Source organism: Aeromicrobium chenweiae (assembly GCF_003065605.1).
In the GTDB taxonomy this organism is placed as follows: domain Bacteria; phylum Actinomycetota; class Actinomycetes; order Propionibacteriales; family Nocardioidaceae; genus Aeromicrobium; species Aeromicrobium chenweiae.
On record NZ_CP026952.1, the window covers coordinates 2,117,258 to 2,136,559 of the forward strand.

The 19,302-nt window shown below is 70.8% G+C and carries 19 protein-coding genes; 2 read left to right on the plus strand and 17 right to left on the minus strand.

The features are described from left to right. Nucleotides 1-79: 79 nt before the first annotated feature. The 17 genes from nusB to C3E78_RS10320 all read right to left on the minus strand — a co-directional run bounded on the left by nusB (nucleotide 80) and on the right by C3E78_RS10320 (nucleotide 16,902). Complete coding sequence (gene nusB, locus C3E78_RS10240; RefSeq protein WP_108578190.1) at nucleotides 80-490, minus strand: transcription antitermination factor NusB; 411 nt, start codon at nucleotides 488-490, stop codon at nucleotides 80-82. Continuing rightward, nucleotides 490-1,053, minus strand: coding sequence for an elongation factor P (efp, locus tag C3E78_RS10245; protein ID WP_108578191.1), 564 nt, complete (start codon nucleotides 1,051-1,053; stop codon nucleotides 490-492). The genes nusB and efp overlap by 1 nt, the downstream gene beginning before the upstream one ends. Then, nucleotides 1,053-2,120: a M24 family metallopeptidase gene (locus tag C3E78_RS10250; protein WP_108578192.1), complete on the minus strand. Its 1,068-nt coding sequence runs from the start codon at nucleotides 2,118-2,120 to the stop codon at nucleotides 1,053-1,055. Before C3E78_RS10250 ends, efp begins: the two co-directional genes overlap by 1 nt. Further along, entirely contained in the window at nucleotides 2,117-3,202 is a 1,086-nt protein-coding gene (aroB, locus tag C3E78_RS10255; RefSeq protein ID WP_108578193.1) for a 3-dehydroquinate synthase, read from the minus strand. Before aroB ends, C3E78_RS10250 begins: the two co-directional genes overlap by 4 nt. Continuing rightward, on the minus strand, nucleotides 3,199-3,708 hold the full coding sequence (locus C3E78_RS10260) for a shikimate kinase (protein ID WP_108578194.1): 510 nt from the start codon (nucleotides 3,706-3,708) through the stop codon (nucleotides 3,199-3,201). Before C3E78_RS10260 ends, aroB begins: the two co-directional genes overlap by 4 nt. Next, entirely contained in the window at nucleotides 3,705-4,883 is a 1,179-nt protein-coding gene (gene aroC / locus C3E78_RS10265; protein ID WP_108578195.1) for a chorismate synthase, read from the minus strand. Before aroC ends, C3E78_RS10260 begins: the two co-directional genes overlap by 4 nt. Before the next feature lie 58 nt (nucleotides 4,884-4,941). Then, the gene (locus C3E78_RS10270; RefSeq protein ID WP_108578196.1) at nucleotides 4,942-5,625 is read right to left on the minus strand and encodes a prepilin peptidase; all 684 of its coding nucleotides are present in this window, start codon (nucleotides 5,623-5,625) and stop codon (nucleotides 4,942-4,944) included. 10 nt (nucleotides 5,626-5,635) lie between these two features. Next, nucleotides 5,636-6,439: a shikimate dehydrogenase gene (locus C3E78_RS10275; protein ID WP_108578197.1), complete on the minus strand. Its 804-nt coding sequence runs from the start codon at nucleotides 6,437-6,439 to the stop codon at nucleotides 5,636-5,638. Beyond that, the gene (mltG, locus tag C3E78_RS10280) at nucleotides 6,436-7,602 is read right to left on the minus strand and encodes an endolytic transglycosylase MltG (protein ID WP_108578198.1); all 1,167 of its coding nucleotides are present in this window, start codon (nucleotides 7,600-7,602) and stop codon (nucleotides 6,436-6,438) included. The genes C3E78_RS10275 and mltG overlap by 4 nt, the downstream gene beginning before the upstream one ends. A 14-nt stretch (nucleotides 7,603-7,616) precedes the next feature. Next, nucleotides 7,617-8,063, minus strand: a complete 447-nt coding sequence (ruvX, locus tag C3E78_RS10285) for a Holliday junction resolvase RuvX (protein ID WP_108578199.1) — start codon at nucleotides 8,061-8,063, stop codon at nucleotides 7,617-7,619. Further along, entirely contained in the window at nucleotides 8,063-10,717 is a 2,655-nt protein-coding gene (alaS, locus tag C3E78_RS10290) for an alanine--tRNA ligase (RefSeq protein ID WP_108578200.1), read from the minus strand. Before alaS ends, ruvX begins: the two co-directional genes overlap by 1 nt. Beyond that, a complete protein-coding gene (locus C3E78_RS10295) occupies nucleotides 10,717-10,995 on the minus strand; it encodes a DUF6167 family protein (RefSeq protein WP_108578201.1) in 279 nt (92 codons plus the stop codon). The genes alaS and C3E78_RS10295 overlap by 1 nt, the downstream gene beginning before the upstream one ends. After that, nucleotides 10,992-11,459: a hypothetical protein gene (locus C3E78_RS10300; RefSeq protein WP_108578202.1), complete on the minus strand. Its 468-nt coding sequence runs from the start codon at nucleotides 11,457-11,459 to the stop codon at nucleotides 10,992-10,994. The genes C3E78_RS10295 and C3E78_RS10300 overlap by 4 nt, the downstream gene beginning before the upstream one ends. A gap of 52 nt (nucleotides 11,460-11,511) precedes the next feature. Beyond that, nucleotides 11,512-12,879: a replication-associated recombination protein A gene (locus C3E78_RS10305; RefSeq protein WP_108578203.1), complete on the minus strand. Its 1,368-nt coding sequence runs from the start codon at nucleotides 12,877-12,879 to the stop codon at nucleotides 11,512-11,514. A gap of 174 nt (nucleotides 12,880-13,053) precedes the next feature. After that, complete coding sequence (gene aspS / locus C3E78_RS10310; RefSeq protein WP_108578204.1) at nucleotides 13,054-14,829, minus strand: aspartate--tRNA ligase; 1,776 nt, start codon at nucleotides 14,827-14,829, stop codon at nucleotides 13,054-13,056. Beyond that, nucleotides 14,826-16,127, minus strand: coding sequence for a histidine--tRNA ligase (gene hisS / locus C3E78_RS10315; RefSeq protein WP_108578205.1), 1,302 nt, complete (start codon nucleotides 16,125-16,127; stop codon nucleotides 14,826-14,828). Before hisS ends, aspS begins: the two co-directional genes overlap by 4 nt. A 79-nt stretch (nucleotides 16,128-16,206) precedes the next feature. Further along, the gene (locus C3E78_RS10320; protein WP_108578206.1) at nucleotides 16,207-16,902 is read right to left on the minus strand and encodes an MBL fold metallo-hydrolase; all 696 of its coding nucleotides are present in this window, start codon (nucleotides 16,900-16,902) and stop codon (nucleotides 16,207-16,209) included. Nucleotides 16,903-16,965: 63 nt separating this feature from the next. Between C3E78_RS10320 and C3E78_RS10325 the strand changes: the two genes are divergently transcribed. Together C3E78_RS10325 and C3E78_RS10330 are read left to right on the plus strand one after the other, a co-directional pair. After that, nucleotides 16,966-18,201 (plus strand): DUF349 domain-containing protein, encoded by a 1,236-nt coding sequence (locus tag C3E78_RS10325; protein ID WP_108578207.1) that lies wholly within the window; start codon nucleotides 16,966-16,968, stop codon nucleotides 18,199-18,201. A 174-nt stretch (nucleotides 18,202-18,375) separates the two neighbouring features. Beyond that, nucleotides 18,376-19,302 (plus strand): type IV toxin-antitoxin system AbiEi family antitoxin domain-containing protein, encoded by a 927-nt coding sequence (locus C3E78_RS10330; protein WP_108578208.1) that lies wholly within the window; start codon nucleotides 18,376-18,378, stop codon nucleotides 19,300-19,302.

Consider the following 19,302-nt stretch of genomic DNA (forward strand, 5'->3'; position numbering starts at 1 on the left):
CTCACGGCCTCACAGGTGAAGAGAACGCATCCCCCGTTTCATGACGCGATCCCATGAGACGGGGAACCGAGGCGGGACGTCAGCCGATCAGCGTGGGCTTCAGCTCCACGATCCGGCTGAGCAGGCCGTTGACGAACGACGGCGACTCGTCGGTGGACAGGTCGCTGGCGAGGTTGACCGCCTCGCTGACGGCGACCGCGTCGGGGACGTCGTCGACGTACAGGATCTCGTACGCGCCGATGCGCAGCAGGTTGCGGTCCACGGCCGGCATGCGGTCGAGGGTCCAGTCCTTCGCGTTGTCGGCGATGATCTCGTCGAGCCGCTCGCGGTGCGCGATGACGCCCTCGATGAGGGCGACGGCGTACTCGTTGACCGGGTACTCGGCGTCACCGACCCGCTCGGCCAGGGTGCCGCCGGTCGGGAGGTTCTGCGCCTCGGACTCGAAGAGGATGTCGAGGGCGCGCTTGCGGGATTTCGTCCGTGCAGACATCAGGCCTTCACGCGACCGAGATAGCTGGCGTCGCGGGTGTCGACCTTGATCTTCTCGCCCGTGACGATGAACAGCGGGACCTGGATCTCCTTGCCGGTCTCGAGCGTCGCGGGCTTCGTGCCGCCGCTGGACCGGTCGCCCTGCAGACCCGGATCGGTGTGCTGGACGACGAGCTCGACGGACGCCGGCAGCTCGACGAACAGGACGCGTCCCTCGTTCGTCGCGACGACGGCTTCCTGGTTCTCCAGGAGGAAGCCCGTCGTGTCACCCATGACCTCGGGCGAGACCTCGGTCTGCTCGAACGTCGTGGTGTCCATGAACACGTAGCTCGTGCCGTCGTTGTAGAGGTACTGCATCGTGCGCTTGTCGACGGTCGCGGTCTCGACCTTGGTGCCGGCGTTGAACGTCTTGTCGACGACCTTGCCCGACTCGACGTTCTTCATCTTGGTCCGGACGAAGGCCGGGCCCTTGCCGGGCTTGACGTGCTGGAACTCGACGATGGACCACAGCTGTCCGTCGATGTTGAGCACCATGCCGTTCTTCAGGTCGTTCGTGGTGGCCATCAGCCAATCTCCAGGAGGTCTTTGGTCATCGTGGTGAGCACCTCGGGGGCACCCGCGGTCACGAGGACGGTGTCTTCGATACGCACTCCCCCACGGCCGGGCACGTAGATGCCCGGCTCCATCGTGAGGACGGTGCGACTGGTCAGTTTACCTGTGTGCGAACCCGACACGAACGGGTCCTCGTGGATCTCGAGGCCGACGCCGTGTCCGAGCCCCGTCGTGAAGGCGTGGAGCCATCCTGCGGCCTCCAACGAGCCCCGCGCCGCGGCGTCGGACGCGGACACGTCGACACCGTCACGCAGCAGCTCCAGGCCGGCCGCCTGGGACTCGCGGACCGCTGCGTAGACCTCGCGCTGCCAGTCGTCCGCCCGGCCCAGGACGACCGTGCGGGTGCAGTCGGCGTGGTAGCCGTCGACACGCGCGCCGAAGTCGGCCTTGAGCAGGTCGCCCGTCGCCAGGACGCGGTCGGTGGGGCTGTGGTGCGGTATCGCGGTGTGGGGGCCGGAGGCGAGGATCGTGTCGAAGCCGATCGCCTCGGCGCCGAGGTCGAGCATCGCGTTCTCGAGGTCGCGGGCGACCTGGCGCTCGGTGCGCCCGACGAGCGGGCCGGCCAGCACCTGCTCGAGGGCGCGCGTCGAGATGTCGCACGCGCTGCGCAGCGCCTCCACCTCGACGTCGTCCTTGACCTCGCGCAACGACTCCACGACCCGCCCGCCGCTGCGCAGCGTCGTGGTCGGCAGCAGCTCGGCCAGCCGGGCGTGGGCGTCGACGCTCAGCGTGTGCGACTCGATGCCGTACGTGCCCTCGGCCGTCCGCTCGGCCATGCCGCCGAGCAGGTCGCGGGTGATGACGTGCTCGAGGTCGGGCAGCTCGTCGGCGGCCTGGTCCCGGTAGCGGCCGTCGGTCAGGAACACCGCGTCGCCGTGCGTGGGCACGAACAGGGCGCCGTTGGAGCCGGTGAACCCGGTCAGGTAGCGGACGTTGACCAACGTGGTCACGAACAGGCCCGCGAGGTCGCGGTCGGCGAGCTCGTGCACCAGGCGCGTGCGGCGTGCGGCCGTGCTCACGAGATCGCCCGGTAGGAGTCCAGCAGCACCGACTCGTCGGGCCCCGCGAGGATGGCCGGCTCCTCCAGCCCCTCGAGCACCACGAAGCGCAGCTGGTCGCCGCGGGTCTTCTTGTCCAGGCGCATCGAGGCCAGCAGCGGCTCCCAGGTGCCCGGGCGGTACGCCGTGGGCAGGCCGATGATCTCGAGGACCGATCGGTGACGATCCAGCAGGTGCTTGTCGATCGAGCCGGTGCGGTGGGCGAGCTCGGCGACGAACACCATGCCGATCGCGATGGCCTCGCCGTGCCGGATCCGGTAGCCCTCGAACCGCTCGATCGCGTGACCGAGCGTGTGGCCGTAGTTGAGGGCCTCGCGACCGATCGATCCGTCGGCCCCGGTCTCGTGCAGGTCGGTGGCCACGGTGCGGGCCTTGACCGCGATCCCCTTGGTGATCAGCTCGGCGACGATCGAGGAGCCCGGGTCGGCGATGGTCTCGGGCGCCGCCTCGATGAGCTCGAGGATCGACCGGTCGGCGATGAACCCGCACTTGGCGACCTCGGCCAGCCCGCTGCGCATCTCGGCGGGCGGCAGGGTCTGCAGGACGTCCAGGTCGCACAGCACGCCGACCGGCTCGTGGAACGCGCCGACGAGGTTCTTGCCCTGCGCGGTGTTGATGCCGGTCTTGCCGCCGACGGCGGCGTCGACCATGCCCAGCACCGTGGTCGGGACGTTGACGAAGCGGACGCCACGCAACCAGCTCGCGGCGACGAAGCCGGCCAGGTCGGTGGTCGCTCCCCCGCCGAGGCCCACGATGACGTCCGAGCGGGTGAACCCGCTCTCGCCCAGCACCTTCCAGCAGAAGGTGAGGACGTCGGCGGTCTTGGCCTGCTCGCTGTCGGGCACCTCGATCAGGTGGACGTCGAGCTGATCGGCCACGAGCGGCCGGCGCAGGATCTCCGCCTGGTGGCGCATCGAGGGCGCGTGGATGATCGCGACCCGGAGCACGTCCTCGCCCACCAGCCCGCGCAGCTGGTCCTGGACGCCGTTGCCGATCACCACGTCGTACGGGTGCGCGGTCGGGACCGTCAGGCGCGTGGTCATCGGTCCTCCTCGACGAGGCGCAGGACCTGGTCGACGACCTGCGACGGAGCCAGGTCGTCGGTCACGATCGTGAAGCGGGCGACCTCGTCGTAGAGCGGGCGGCGGCGGTCCATGAGGCCCTTCATCTGGGAGCGTACGTTGCCGAGCAGGAGCGGGCGGTTGCCGTTCATGCCGACCCGGGAGACGCCGGCGGCGAGGCCGACGTCGAGGAACACGACCCGGTGGCCCGCCAGCAGCGCACGGGTGGCGTCGCTCAGGACGGCTCCGCCGCCGAGGGCCAGGACGCCGTCGTGCTCGGCGAGCGCCGTCGCGACGGCCTCCTCCTCCAGCGCGCGGAAGTGGGCCTCGCCGTGGTCGATGAAGATCTCCGAGACGGGGACGCCGGCGCGGGCCTCGACGTCGGCGTCGGTGTCCCGGAACGCCAGTCCCAGCCGGGCGGCCAGGTCCTCGGCGACGGTGGACTTGCCCGCACCGGGCGGGCCGACCAGGACGACGACGGGGCTCAACGGAGCCTCAGGTTGGCGAGGTAACCCTCGACGTTGCGTCGGGTCTCCTCGACCGAGTCACCGCCGAACTTCTCCACGACGGCATCGGCGACGACGAGCGCCACCATCGCCTCGGCCACGATGCCGGCGGCCGGCACCGCGCACACGTCGGAGCGCTGGTGGTGGGCGCGTGCCTCCTCACCGGTCTCGACGTCGATCGTGCGGAGCGCCCGCGGGACCGTGGCGATGGGCTTCATCGCGGCCCGGACGCGCAGCAGCTCGCCGGTGGTCATGCCGCCCTCGGTGCCACCGGCACGGCCGGAGAGCCGGCGGATGCCGTCGTCGGTCGGGACGATCTCGTCGTGGGCGAGCGAGCCGCGGGTGCGGGCGAGCTCGAAGCCGTCGCCGATCTCCACGCCCTTGATCGCCTGGATGCCCATGAGGGCCTGGGCCAGGCGGCCGTCGAGACGCTTGTCCCAGTGCGTGTACGTGCCGAGTCCCGGCGGCAGCCCCTCGACCACGACCTCGACGACACCACCGAGGGTGTCGCCCTCCTTGTGGGCGAGATCGATCTCGGCGACCATCGCGGCGCTCGCGTCGGGGTCGAAGCAGCGCACCGGGTCGGCGTCGAGCGCCTCCACGTCGGCGTGGGACGGGATGACGCCGGCAGGCGCGCGCACCGTGCCGAGCTCGACGACGTGCGAGACGATCGTCGCCCCGGTCGTCTGCTGGATGAACTGGGCGGCGATCTCGCCGAGCGCGACCCGAGCGGCGGTCTCGCGGGCGCTCGCGCGCTCCAGGACCGGACGGGCCTCCTCGAAGCCGTACTTCTGCATGCCGGCGAGGTCGGCGTGACCGGGACGCGGCCGGGTCAGCGGCGCGTTGCGCTTGAGCCCGTCGAGCACCTCGGCGTCGACCGGGTCCGCGGACATGACCTGCTCCCACTTGGGCCACTCGCTGTTGCCGATGCGCAGCGCGATCGGGCTGCCCATCGTGATGCCGTGGCGCAGGCCGCCGACGATCTCGAGCTCGTCCTGCTCGAACGCCATGCGCGCACCGCGGCCGTAGCCGAGTCGGCGGCGGGCCAGTGCGGCCTGGATCTCCTTGCTGGTCACCTGCACCCCGGCCGGGAGTCCTTCCAGGACGGCGACAAGCGCAGGGCCATGGGACTCACCAGCGGTCAACCAACGAAGCATGAGACAGATTCTCCCACGCCGGGTGCACTGCCCCGGACCGGTGTCGTGCCCCGGACGGTCAGGTCGCGTAGACGAGCGGGCCCCAGGCCGCGCCGATGACGGCGCCCACGACCATGTAGGGCCCGAACGCGTACCCACCGGGGTCGACCAGCCGGAGGCGGGACAGCACGACCCCGAGCACGGCGCCCAGGACGAACCCCGCGTAGATGCCGACGAGGACCTCGCTGGTGCCCAGCGCCCCGAGCGCGAGCGCGAGCGCGCCCGACAGCCGGACGTCGCCGTAGCCGAACGCGCCGCCGAAGAACCGGCCGGCGACCCAGTGCAGCACCCGGAAGATCACGTAGACCACCACGTTCGCCACGATCGCGTCCACCAGGACGTGGGGATCGCGCAGCAGCAACGCACCCAGGCCCACGAGCAGCAGCGTGCCCAGGTAGAGCGGCGACACGACGGCGAACGGGAGCAGGCGGGTGTGCCAGTCGATGTACGCGAGCCACGCGCCGACGCCGGCCACCAGCACCCAGACCGGCACCAGCTCGGGATCCTCGATCCGCCACGCCACGACACCGGCCATCGCACCGGCGGCCACGGCCAGGCCCACGCTCACCAGGCGGACCTCGGCCAGCACGGTGTACGGGATCTTGCCGTCCCCGGGCCCGACGGGCTCGGGGATGCGCCGCATCACCCGGGGCCCGGCCGCGCCGATGAGGGCAGCGAGGACGACGGCGATGGCGACGGTCACGCCACGAACCCTAGCGAGGTGACAGGGCAGACAGGGCGGCGTCGCGCAGCAGCTGTGGAGAGACGGTCGAGCCGGTCATCAGCTCGACCTGGAGGGCCGCCTGGTGGGCCAGCAGATCGATCCCGGAGACCACCGGCGTTCCGGCCTCGTGCGCGGCACGGACGAGGTTCGTCGGCCACGGGTCGTACACGACGTCGAACACCGCACGCGAGGAGTCGACCAGCTCGTAGGAGCGGGAGCCGATGACCTGGTCGGGCACCGTCGACACCAGCAGGTCGACCTTCGCGATCAGCGGCTCGTCGATGCTGCGGACGCGGACCTGGATGCCCCGTCCCCGGGCGACCTCGACCGCGTCGGCGGCACGGGCCTCGTCGCGCACGACGAACGAGAGCTCCTCCACGCCCAGCCGCACCAGCGTCAGCGCGATGGACGCGGCGGTCGCGCCACCGCCCAGGATGCGGGCGCTGCGGGGCGGCGCGATGCCGGCCTGCGCGATCGCCGCGGCGGCGCCGGGGACGTCGGTGTTGTACGCCGAGAGGACGCCGTCGTCGACGACCAGCGTGTTGGCCACGCCCAGGGCGTCCACGACGCCGTCGTGCTGCTGCGCGGCCGCCGCTGCCTCGCGCTTGAGCGGGGCCGTGACGGACAGGCCGCGCACGTCGTCGCCGAGCGCTCCCACGAACGCCCCGAGCTCGCCCTCGCGGACCTCGACGGCCTCGTACGTCCAGTCCAGGCCGAGCTCGGCGTACGCCGCCCGGTGCATGACCGGCGACAACGAGTGGTCGATCGGCGAGCCGATGACAGCGCAGATCATCCGCAGACCCCTTCCGGTGCCGTCTTGCAGTACTCCTGGAGCTGGGCGACCGCCTTGTTGTGCTCGCCGAGCGTGTCCGAGAAGACCGTCTTGCCGGTCTCGAGGTTGACCGCGACGAAGAACAGCCACGAGCCCTCGGCCGGGTTGAGCGCGGCCTCGATCGTCTTCTCCCCCGGCGACCCGATCGGCCCGGGCGGCAGGCCGGCGTTCTGGTACGTGTTGTACTTCGACGGGTCTGCTCGCTCCTCGGGCGTCGTGAACACGTCGCCCTCGCGCTTGCTGACGTACGACACGGTCGAGTCCAGCTGCAGCGGCATGCCCTGCTCGATGCGGTTGTACAGGACGCGGGCGACCTTGGCGTAGTCCTCGTCGTTGTTCGCCTCGTACTCCAGGATGCTGGCGACCGTCAGCACCTGCTCACCGGTGAGCCCCAGCGCCCTGGCGCGGGTGCCGATGTCGAGCGACTTGGCCACGTCGAGCGTCTTGCTGACCATCTGCCGCAGCAGGTCGGTCGCGGACGTGCCCGGCGGGATCTCGTACGTCGCGGGGAACAGGTAGCCCTCGGGGTTGAGGTTCGCGACGTCCGGCAGGCCCAACGTCTCGGGCTTGTCGAGCGCGGCCAGCATGTCCTTCTCCTTGATCTCGCTGTTCTGGGAGATCAGCTTGACGATCTGGCCGACCCGCGCGCCTTCGGGGATCGTCACCTTGCCCTCGACCCGGTTGCCCTTGTCGATCAGCGCGACCAGCGCGCTCTCGGCGGACATCTTCTTGTGCAGCGAGAAGTAGCCGGCCTGCACCGCCTGGAAGCGGGAGTCCTTGATCGCCAGCTGGTAGAACGCCTCCGCGCTCTTGACCACGCCGGCGTCCTTGAGGATGGTGGCGATCTGCTGACCGCCGGCGCCCGACGGGATCTGCACCGTGACCTTGCCCGTGCCCTGGCCCACGTAGTCCTCGGGACCGCTCATCATGTCCGAGACCTTCTGGTAGCCCAGCCACGCGCCGAACACGATCGCGAGGACGACCACGAGGGCCACGAGCCGGCGACCCCAAGGCTTGCGGGGAGGCGTCTCGGCCCGTCGGCGGCCGGGGCCGGCCGACTGCTCGACCGGCTCGGGTTCCTCCGGGTGCCCGCCCGTCATCAGTTCCAGTCCACTGTCACTCATACGTCTGCCGTCCCTCACATGCTCTCGCCCGGTGCAGAGCCACGGGTCCGTTCAGAGTCCAATGCCGTTTGGAGGATCACCGTAGCGGCAGCTTGGTCGATGATGCCTCGCGTGGTGCGCGAGGAACGCCCGCCCTGTCGCAACAGGCTGTGCGCGCTCGACGTGGTCATGCGCTCGTCGAACAGCCGGATCGGGACCGGTGCGATCGCGGGCAGCAGGTCGGCGCAGAACGCCCGCACCTTCACCGCGGCCGGCCCCTCGCGCCCCGAGAGCCCCATGGGCAGGCCCACGACGCACTCGAGCACGTCGAGCTCGGTGACCAGCTCGGCGATGCGCGGGATCGCGCCCGGACCGGCCGGTACGGTCTCGACGGGCGTCGCCAGGATGCCGTCGGGATCGCTCACGGCGATGCCGATCCGGACATCGCCCACGTCGACCCCGAGCCGCCTCCCCCGCCGCATCAGGCGAGCGCCGCCTCGACGGCCGCGAGGGCCGCCGGGATGCCGGTCACGTCGGACCCGCCGCCCTGCGCGACGTCCGCCTTGCCGCCGCCCTTGCCGCCGATCTGCTGACCCACGACCTTGATGAGGTCGTTGGCCGACAGGCCACGGTCCTGGGCACCCTGGTTGAGGGCGACGACGGCAGCGGGCTTGTCGCCCGCGTCGCCGATCACGACGACCACGGCAGGACGGTCCGCGAGGCGCTTGCGGATGTCGAGCGCGATCGTGCGCACGTCTCCCCCGCCGGCGCCGGCAGCGTGGTGGCCGACGTACGCGACGCCGCCCACGTCCTTGGCGCCCTGCGCGATGTCGCCCGCGGCGCCCATCAGCTGGGCGGCCTTGATCTTCTCGGCCGCCTTCTCGGACGCCTTGAGCCGCTCCATCAGGTCCTGGACGCGCCCGGGCACGTCCTCGGGCTGGGTCTTCAGGACGTCGGTCAGCTGGCGGACGAGGTCGCGCTCCTTGGCGAGGTACTGGAAGCCCTCGATGCCGGTGAGGGCCTCGACGCGGCGGTGGCCCGCGCCGACCGAGCCGTCGGAGGTGATGACGATCGTGCCGATCTGCGACGAGTGCTCGACGTGGGTGCCACCGCAGAGCTCGCGCGACCAGGGGCCGCCGATCTCCACGACGCGCACGTCCTCGCCGTACGTCTCACCGAACAGGGCGAGGGCTCCCCACGCCCGCGCCTCGGGCAGGGACATGATCTGGGCGGTCACCGGGAGGTCGGCCCGCAGGGCGCGGTTCGAGACCTCCTCGACGTCGTGGATCTGGCCGGGCGACAGCGGGCCGCTCCAGCCGTAGTCGAGGCGCAGGTAGCCCGGGCGGTTGTACGAGCCGGACTGCAGGGCCGTGGGGCCGAGCACCTCGCGCAGCGCGGCGTGCACGACGTGGGTGCCCGAGTGGGCCTGGCGGGCGCCGAGGCGCCACTCCGGGTCGACGGCCGCCTCCAGGGTGCGGTCGAGCGTCAGCTCTCCCTCGAGCACGCGGACCTGGTGCACGACGAGGCCGCGCACGGGACGCTGCACGTCGAGGACCTCGGCGCGTCCGCCGTCCCACACCAGGTGGCCGGCGTCGGCGTTCTGGCCACCGGACTCGGCGTAGAACGGGGTGCGGTCGAGGACGACCTCGCCGATCGTGCCGGCGCCGATCGCCGGGACGCTCGACCCGCCGCCGATGAGCGCGACGACGCGGGACTCCGTGGTCAGCGCGGTGTACGCCTGCCAGTCGGTCGGCCCGTTGGCGTCGAGCGCCGCACGGTAGACCGTGGTGTCCGCGTGGCTGCCCTTCTTCGCCTTGGCGTCGGCCTTGGCGCGCGAGCGCTGCTCGGCCATGAGCGACCGGAAGCCGTCCTCGTCGACGCTGAGGCCCTGCTCGGACGCCATCTCCAGCGTCAGGTCGATCGGGAAGCCGTACGTGTCGTGCAGCGCGAACGCCTGGTCGCCGGACAGGGACGTGCCGCCCTCGTCCTTGATCGCGACGGCCGCGCTCTCGAAGATCTGGGTGCCCTTGCCGAGGGTCTGGCGGAACGCGTGCTCCTCGGCGTACGCGATCTGCTCGATGCGGGGGAAGTCCGCCTCCAGCTCGGGGTAGGACGCCTTCATGCGCTCGAGGCTGACCGGGAGGAGCAGCGGCAGCGCCGGGTCCTCGAAGCCGAGCAGGCGCATCGAGCGGACCGCGCGGCGCAGCAGGCGGCGCAGGACGTAGCCGCGTGCCTCGTTGCCCGGCGTGACGCCGTCACCCATCAGCATCAGGCCGCTGCGGACGTGGTCGGCGATCACGCGGAAGCGCACGTCGTCGGTGTGGTCCCTGCCGTACGTGCGGCCCGAGACCTCGGCGGCCTTCTCGATGACCGGGAAGACCTCGTCGATCTCGTAGAGGTTGTGCTTGCCCTGGAGCAGGTACGCGACCCGCTCGAGGCCCATGCCGGTGTCGATGTTCTTGTTCGGCAGCTCGCCGAGCACGTCGAACTGGTCCTTGGCCCGGACGTTGGTGATCTCCTCCTGCATGAACACGAGGTTCCAGATCTCCAGGAAGCGGTCCTCGTCGACGACCGGGCCACCCTCGGGGCCGAACTCGGGGCCGCGGTCGACGTAGATCTCGCTGCAGGGCCCGCCGGGGCCGGGGACGCCCATGTGCCAGTAGTTGTCGAGCAGGCCGCGGTCCTGGATGCGCTCGTCGGGCAGGCCGGCGACCCGCTTCCAGATCTCGCGGGCCTCCTGGTCGGTGTGCAGGACGGTGACCCAGATCTTGTCCGGGTCGATGCCGAAGCCGCCGTCGTCGACCGATCCGGTGATCAGGCCCCACGCGTGCGTGATGGCGCCTTCCTTGAAGTAGTCGCCGAACGAGAAGTTGCCGTTCATCTGGAAGAACGTGCCGTGCCGGGTCGTCTTGCCGACCTCCTCGATGTCGAGGGTGCGCACGCACTTCTGCACGCTCGTGGCGGTGCGCCACGGCGGCGTCTCCTGGCCGAGGAAGTACGGCTTGAACGGCACCATGCCGGCGTTGACGAACAACAGGTTGGGGTCGTCGAACAGCAACGGCGCCGAGGGCACGACGGTGTGTCCCGCCTTCTCGAAGTGGTCGAGGAATCGGCGGCGGATCTCCGCGGTCTGCATCAGGTTGCCTTCTTGTCGGGTGTGGCCTCGTCGGGATGGATCGCCTCGAGGCGGAGGGAGGACTGGGGGTCGTCGGTCAGCCGACGGACGATGTCGTGCTCACGGGTCTGCATGCCGTCCTGCATCTCGGCGCTGAACGCGCGCCAGCCGAGGCCGAGCGCGGCGGCCTGGTCGACGATGCCCGGTGCGGACAGGCGGTAGGCGGCGCGGCGGGCCTTGACTGTGCTGTAGATGCCCGCGGCCGAGCCGGCGACGAACCACGCGATGCGGGACCTCATGAGCCCAGCCACTGGTCGGAGGGAGCCGACGGCTGCGAAGAGCGCACCGCGCGGCGACCGGCCTGCAGGCGCTCACGTCGACGGCGGCGGTACTCGCGACGCATCATCGCGGCGATGCGGTCGCGGCTCTCGGCCCGCAACGCGTGGGCGAAGCCGTGGGCGTACACCGACAGGCGCACACCGGGACGGCCGAGCGCTGCCTGGACGACCTGCTGCTGGCTGGGGGGAACGACGAGACGGCCCTCGACGACGCGCGGGGCGAGCTCGTCGGGGACGACCGGGGCGGGCGTGCTGGGCTCGTGGACCACGATCCGGGTCGAGGGCGTCGTCGTCGGCTCGTGGGCCGCCGCGGGCGCCTCGGCGCGGCGGATCGTGCGGACCGCCCGCACCGCGATCAGGGCAGCGGTGATCGCGACCGCAGCGAGCACCGCGGTCGCCACGAGGATCCAGACCTCTGCCGACATGTGGTCGAGCCTATCGCGACGACCGAGCGGGCGGCTGCCCTGGCCGCAGGGCTCAGCGGTCTCGCAGGATCTTGCGGATCATCGCCAGGCGCTCGCTGACGCGGGCCTCGAAGCCGTGGTCGCCGGGCTCGTAGTAGGTCGCACCGTCGACGTCGTCGGGCGCGTACTGCTGCCCGACCACCCCGCGCGGGTCGTTGTGCGGGTACCGGTAGTCGTGGCCGTGGCCGAGCTTCTTGGCCCCCGAGTAGTGCGCGTCACGCAGGGCCGGCGGCACGGTGCCGACCTTGCCCGCGCGGACGTCGGCCTGGGCCCGGTCGATCGCGACGACGACGGAGTTGGACTTGGGCGCGGCGGCCAGGTGGATGACCGCCTGGGCGAGCGGGATCCGGGCCTCGGGGAACCCGATCATCGCGACGGCCTGGGCCGTGGCGGTGGCCAGCGGCAGGGCGGTGGGGTCGGCCATGCCGATGTCCTCGCTCGCGTGGACCATCAGCCGGCGGGCGATGAACCGGGGGTCCTCCCCCGCCTCGATCATCCGGGCCAGGTAGTGCAGCGCGGCGTCGACGTCCGAGCCGCGGATCGACTTGATGAACGCGCTGATGACGTCGTAGTGCTGGTCGCCCTGGCGGTCGTACCGGACGGCGGCCTTGTCGACCGCGAGCGCGGCGTCCTCGACGTCGATCTGCTTCTTGCCCTGGCTGGTGGCGGCGCCCGCCGCGGCCTCGAGGTACGTCAGCACGCGACGGCCGTCGCCGCCCGCCAGGCGTACGAGGTGGGACCTGGCCTCGTCCGTGAGGGTCACGGCCCCGGCCAGACCGCGCTCGTCGGTCAGGGCGCGGTCGACCAGGACGCCGATGTCGTCGTCGGTCAGGCTCTCCAGGGTCAGCAGCAGGCTGCGGCTCAAGAGCGGGGAGATGACGCTGAAGTGCGGGTTCTCGGTGGTCGCGGCGACCAGCGACACCCAGCGGTTCTCCACGCCGGGCAGGAGCGCGTCCTGCTGGGACTTGCTGAACCGGTGGACCTCATCGACGAACAGCACGGTCTCGATGCCGGTCTGCGCGAGCGCCCGGCGGGCCCCGGCGATCGTCTCGCGGACCTCCTTGACGCCCGCAGACACGGCCGAGACCTCGACGAAGCGACGGTCGGTGTGCGCGCTCAGCAGGCTCGCGATCGTGGTCTTGCCCGTGCCGGGCGGGCCCCACAGCAGGATCGTGAGCGGCTGGTTGCCGTCGATCATCTGCCGCAGCGGTGATCCCGGTGCGAGCAGGTGCTCCTGACCCACGAGCTCGTCCAGCGAGCGCGGACGCATGCGGACGGCCAGCGGCGCCGACGAGTGCGTGTTGCCGCTGAGGCTGCCGGAGCCGGTGCCCGTGGTCGGCGGCGTGTCCGGGATGTCGAACAGACCGTCGGAGGAGCTCATGGGACGAGCCTAGTTGGCGCCCCCGCCCCACCCGTCACCTGATTCCCAGGAGAACCCCGGATTCTCCAGACCGCACGCAGAAACCCGGCACCTCACCCTCGTCTCAACAGGGGTGACGTGCCGGGTTCCGGGGTTCTCCTGGGAATCCGGCCCGACGGAGGGACCGGGACCGGGTCAGGCCTCGGGACCGGCGGCCTTCTTGGCCTCGGGCTTCCAGTCGACGCCGGCGTCGCGGCGCTGCTCCGGCGTGATCGGGGCCGGCGCGGCCGTCAGCGGGTCGTACCCGCCGCCGGACTTCGGGAAGGCGATGACCTCACGGATGGAGTCCGCACCGGCAAGCATCGCGCAGATGCGGTCCATGCCGACCGCGATGCCGCCGTGCGGCGGGGCGCCGAACGTGAACGCGTCGAGCAGGAAGCCGAACTTCTCCTGCGCCTCCGCCTCCTCGATGCCCATGACCGCGAAGACCCGCTTCTGGATGTCCTCGCGGTGGATACGGATCGACCCGCCGCCGAGCTCGCTGCCGTTGCAGACGATGTCGTACGCCCACGCGAGGGCGTTGCCCGGATCCGTGTCGAACGTCTCCAGGTCCTGCGGCGAGGTGAACGCGTGGTGGACCGCGGTCCACGCACCCGCACCGACCGCGACGTCACCGGACGCGATCGCGTCACCCGACGGCTCGAACAGCGGGGCGTCGACGATCCAGACGAACTCCCACGCGGTCTTGTCGATCAGGTCGCAGCGCTCGCCGATCTCGAGGCGCGCCGCGCCCAGCAGACCGCGGGTGGCCTTCGTCGCCCCGGCGCCGAAGAAGATGCAGTCGCCGGGCTTCGCGCCGACGTGATCGGCGAGGCCGGCGCGCTCCGCGTCCGACAGGTTCTTGGCGACGGGGCCGCCGAGCTCACCGTCCTCGGAGATCGTGACGTACGCGAGTCCCTTGGCGCCGCGCTGCTTGGCCCACTCCTGCCACGCGTCGAACTGGCGACGGGGCTGCGAGGCGCCGCCCGGCATGACGACCGCGCCGACGTACTCGGCCTGGAACACCCGGAACGAGGTGTCCTTGAAGAACTCGGTGCACTCGACGAGCTCCTGGCCCATGCGCAGGTCGGGCTTGTCGGAGCCGAAGCGACGCATCGCGTCGGCGTACGTCATGTGCGGGATGGGGGTCGGCACCTCGTACCCGATGAGCGACCACATAGCGCGGATGATGTTCTCCATCAGCTCGATGATGTCGGCCTGCTCGACGAAGCTCATCTCGATGTCGAGCTGGGTGAACTCGGGCTGCCGGTCGGCGCGGAAGTCCTCGTCGCGGTAGCAGCGCGCGATCTGGTAGTAGCGCTCCATGCCGCCGACCATGAGCAGCTGCTTGAACAGCTGGGGGCTCTGCGGCAGGGCGTACCAGCTGCCCGGCTTCAGGCGGGCCGGGACGAGGAAGTCGCGGGCACCCTCGGGGGTGGACCGGGTCAGCGTCGGCGTCTCGATCTCGACGAAGTCGCGCTCGGCGAGCACCTGTCGAGCAGCGGCGTTGACCTTGCTGCGCAGGCGGATCGCGGCGGCCGGGCCCGAGCGACGCAGGTCGAGGTAGCGGTACTTGAGGCGCGCCTCCTCGCCCACGTCGACGTGGTCGTCAATCGGGAACGGCAGCGGTGCGGCGGCACTCAGGATCTCGACGTCGTCGGCGATGACCTCGATCGTTCCGGTCGGGATGGCCGTGTTCTCGTTGCCCGCGGGGCGCTCCTGGACCGTGCCGACGATCTTGAGGCAGTACTCCGCGCGCAGCTGGTGCGCGACCTCCTCGCGGACGACCACCTGGACGACGCCCGAGGCGTCACGCAGGTCGATGAAGGCGACTCCGCCGTGGTCTCGCCGGCGCGCGACCCATCCGGCGAGCGTGACCTGCTGGCCGGTGTGGTCGGCGCGCAGGCTTCCGGCGTCATGGGTGCGGATCACGTGTTCTGCTCCTTGTTGAGGATGTTCGGGGTGAGGTCTTCGGCGGGCGGTGTCCACTGATCGGGGTCGGCGTCCACCTGGTCACCCGTGCGGATGTCCTTGACCGCCGACGGCGGGAACCAGACGTACGGGATCCCGCGCTTCTCGGCGTTCTGGATCTGCTTGCCGAACTTGTCGGCCTTGGCGGCGACCTCGGTGGGGATGCCGCGCGCCCGCAGGCGTCCGGCGATCGCGTTGCTCTCGGCGCGGGAGTCCTCGGAGTCCACCGCCACCAGCACGGCGGACGGCACCGAGCGCGAGGCGGCGAGGCCGAGCGGGACGAGCAGGCGCGAGACGCCCAGCGAGATGCCGACGCCGGGATACGTCGAGCGTCGATCCTGCGCGAGCTTGTCGTAGCGTCCGCCCGAGCAGATCGAGCCGAGGTGCTCCCAGCCGGCCAGACGGGTCTCGAACACCGTTCCGGTGTAGTAGTCGAGGCCCCGCGCGATGCGCAGGTCGGCCGTGACGACGACGCCCTCGACGCCGGACGCACCCTCGATCACCTGCGCGAGCTCGGACAGTCCCTCCGCCAGCATCTCGTGCTCGACGCCGAGCGCCTGCACGCGCTCCACGAACGACGTGTCGGTCGTGACGATCTCCGCAAGGGCCAGGACGCGGTCGGCCTGGCCGCCGTCGAGCCCCTGCTCGACGAGGAGCTCGCGGATCTTCTCCGCGGGGACCTTGTCGAGCTTGTCGACGACCTGCATCACGGCGGCGGGCTCGTCGATGCCGAGGCCGAGGTAGAAGCCCTCCAGGATCTTGCGGTTGCTGATCTGGAGCGTCGCGGTGGGGATGGGCAGCCCGGCCAGCGCCTCGGCCATCACGCGGGCGACCTCGACGTCGAAGTGGAACGGCAGCACGTCGCGCGCGACGATATCGATGTCGGCCTGCGTGAACTCGCGGAAGCGACCCTGCTGGGGACGCTCGCCGCGCCACACCTTCTGGATCTGCCAGCGGCGGAACGGGAACTCGAGCTTGCCGGCGTTCTCCAGCACGTACCGGGCGAACGGGACCGTCAGGTCGTAGTGCAGCGCGAGCTCTGCCGGCTCACCGTCGGCGGCGGCCAGACGCTTGACCGCGTAGACCTCCTTGTCGATCTCGCCCTTGCGCAGCAGGACGTCCAACGGCTCGACCGCACGGGTCTCGATGTTGGCGAACCCGTGCAGCTCGAACGTGCGACGCAGGTGGTCCAGCACCTGCTGCTCGACGATCCGCTCGCGCGGCAGGAACTCGGGGAAGCCGGAGAGCTTGGTCGCCATCAGGACACCGCCCTCGAGAAGAGCCAACGAAACGAGACCGGTGTCCTGAGTGTCCCGATGATGAGCTCGCTGCGCTCGTTCATGAGATCAGCTCCGCCAGGAACGGGTTGGTCGCGCGCTCGCGGCCGACCGACGTCTGCCCGCCGTGGCCGGGCAGGACGACGATGTCGTCGGCGAGGGGCAGGACGCGGTCGCGCAGGCTGTCGAGCATCTGCGGGTGGGAGCCGCCCTCCAGGTCGGTGCGGCCGATCGAGCCGGCGAACAGGAAGTCGCCGGAGAACATGACCTGCGAGACGTCCTCGGGGCCGTCGTAGTCGACCCGGTAGAACACGGTTCCAGGTGTGTGGCCGGGGACGTGGTCGACCGTGAACGTCAGCCCGTCGACCTCGATCGTGGCGCCGTCGAGGGCGTCGCGGACGTCGGCCGGCTCGGCGAACTCCGGCATCTCGTGCATCCCCAGCTGCTCACGCAGCATCGCGGCGGACTGTCCCGAGATCGCTGCCATCGGGTCGCTCAGCAGGTGCCGGTCGGCCGGGTGGATCCAGACCGGGCAGCCGTACTCGGCGGCCACGTCCTGGGCGTTCCACATGTGGTCGAAGTGCCCGTGCGTGATGAGAATCGCCTCGGGCCGCAGGTTGTGCTCCGCGACGACCTGGCGGACTCCCTCGACCGCGTCCATGCCCGGATCGACGATCGCGCAGCCCGTCCCGGGACCACGCGACACGAAGTAGCAGTTCGCCTGCAGCGGACCGGCCGGAAATGACGTGAGAAGCACGTCCCACAGGGTACGCGAGGCGGGTGAGGCGCTCCGAGTGCGCCTGCACCTAGACTGTCGCCCATGAGCTCTGCGCCCACGAACCCTTGGGGTCGTGTCGACGATGACGGCAACGTCTACGTGAAGACCACCGACGGTGAACGACTGATCGGCCAGTGGCCCGGCGGTGACCCCGCTGAGGCCATGGCCTTGTACGTCCGACGCTTCGAAGGACTGGAGGTCGAGGTCGACCTGCTGGAGAAGCGGTTGGCCGGCGGGACCGTGTCCCCCGACGACGCCGCGAAGGCGGTGACTAAGGTGCGCTCGCAGCTGTCCGACGCCCAGGCCATGGGCGACCTCGACAGCCTCGTCACGCGGCTCGACGCCCTCCAGCCGGCGATCGACAAGCAGCGCGAGGAGCGCAAGCTCGAGCGCGCCGCGAAGGTCGCCGAGGCCGCGACCGAGAAGACCCGCATCGCCGAGGCCGCCGAGAAGATCGCGGCCGGCAACGACTGGAAGGCCGGCGCCGACAAGCTCCGCGCACTCCTCGACGAGTGGAAGGCGCTCCCCCGGCTCAGCAAGTCCGCCGACGACGAGCTCTGGCACCGCTTCAGCTCGGCCCGCACGACGTACACGCGTCGCCGCAAGAGCCACTTCGGCGAGCAGTCCACCCTCCGCGAGGCCGCCAAGGTCACCAAGGAGCGGCTCATCACCGAGGCCGAGGCGCTGTCGACGTCCACCGAGTGGGGCCCGACCGCCGGCAAGTACCGCGACCTGATGGCCGAGTGGAAGAAGGCCGGCTCCGCGCCGCGCAACGTCGAGGACAAGCTCTGGAAGCGCTTCCGCGCCGCCCAGGACGCGTTCTTCACCGCGCGTGACGAGGCGAACGCCGAGCTGGACGCCGAGTACGAGGTCAACGCCGAGAAGAAGCTCGAGATCCTGGCCGAGGCCGAGAAGCTCCTGCCGATCAAGAACGTCGACGCCGCCCGCAAGGCGTGGCTCGACATCGCCGACCGGTGGGAGGCGGCGGGCAAGGTGCCGCGGGCCAAGATCGGTGAGTTCGAGGCGAAGATCCGCAAGATCGAGCAGGCCGTCAAGGACGCCACCGAGAGCCAGTGGAAGAAGACCGATCCGGAGAAGTCCGCCCGCGCGGACGACATGATCGGCAAGCTCCAGCGCGCGATCGACGAGGTGGGCGAGAAGATCGCCGCCGCGGAGGCCAAGGGCGACGCCAGGAAGGTCAAGGACCTGACGGCCGACAAGGAGTCCAAGGAGGCCTTCCTCGAGATGGCCAAGAAGGCCCAGGCCGACTTCTCCTGACCCCGCCCCCCTTCGCTGAGGGGAGCCTCCCGTCCGCTGAGGGGAGGCTCCCGTCCGCTGAGGGGAGAGTTCCGTCTGCCGACGGGAGAGTTCCGTCCGCTCAGTTCCGTGTTCACCGGCCGACCTGTGGATGAGCAACTCGACTAACTGGCCGCAGCCACGTTCGATCCGTGCATGGCCGAACTCATCAACGACGGATTTCCTTTCACGACCTCGCAGGCGCGGGACCTCGCGCTCTCACCCCGCCAGCTGAGGGAGGGCGTGCGGTTCGGGACTCTTCGCCGCGAGTTCCGCAGCGTCTACGTGGACGCCCGCGTGCCGGACTCGAGGAACTCGAGGCTCCGCGCCATCCAGCTCGTCAAGCCCGGCGGCGCCGTCGTCTGCAACGAGACCGCGGCCTGGCTGTACGGGCTGGACGTACGCGCCCCCGGCGAGCGCCGTTCGCTGGAGCCTGCGCTCATGACCGAGCACTCCACCACGCGGGTCGTACGCGGTGGCGTCCGAGGCCGTCAGGCGATCATCACGCCGGGCGACATCGACTACGTCGACGGTGTCCACGTCACCAACCCCGTGCGGACGGTGAGCGATCTGCTCCGTCGCATGTACCGTCCGTACGCCCTGGCTGCCGCCGACGCGTTCGCGCACGCTGGACTGGTGGACCCCGCGGACGTGGTCGAGCACGTCGCCAAGCTGAAGGGCTACCGCGGCATCGTCCAGGCGAGGAGCCTCGCGATGCTGATCGAGCCCCGCACGGAGTCTCCCGGCGAGTCGTGGCAGAGGCTGCGGATGCTAGACGCGGGCTTTCCCCCGCCGGATCCGCAGCACGTGGTCATCGACGACTTCGGCAGGGAGATGCGCATCGACCTGCCCTACCCGGAGCTGCTGATCGGGACGGAGTACGACGGGCGCGGGTTCCACACCGACAAGCTCCATCGCGAGGGCGACACCGAACGCCGGGGGTACCTCTCGGACCTCTACGGCTGGCGGTGGGTCATCGGCACCCGTGAGCGCATCTTCGGCTCGGACACGTCGTTCGAGGACGAGCTTGGCGCGCTGCTCGGCATCACGCCGCTCGCGCGCTGGTGGGGCTACGGGAAGTAG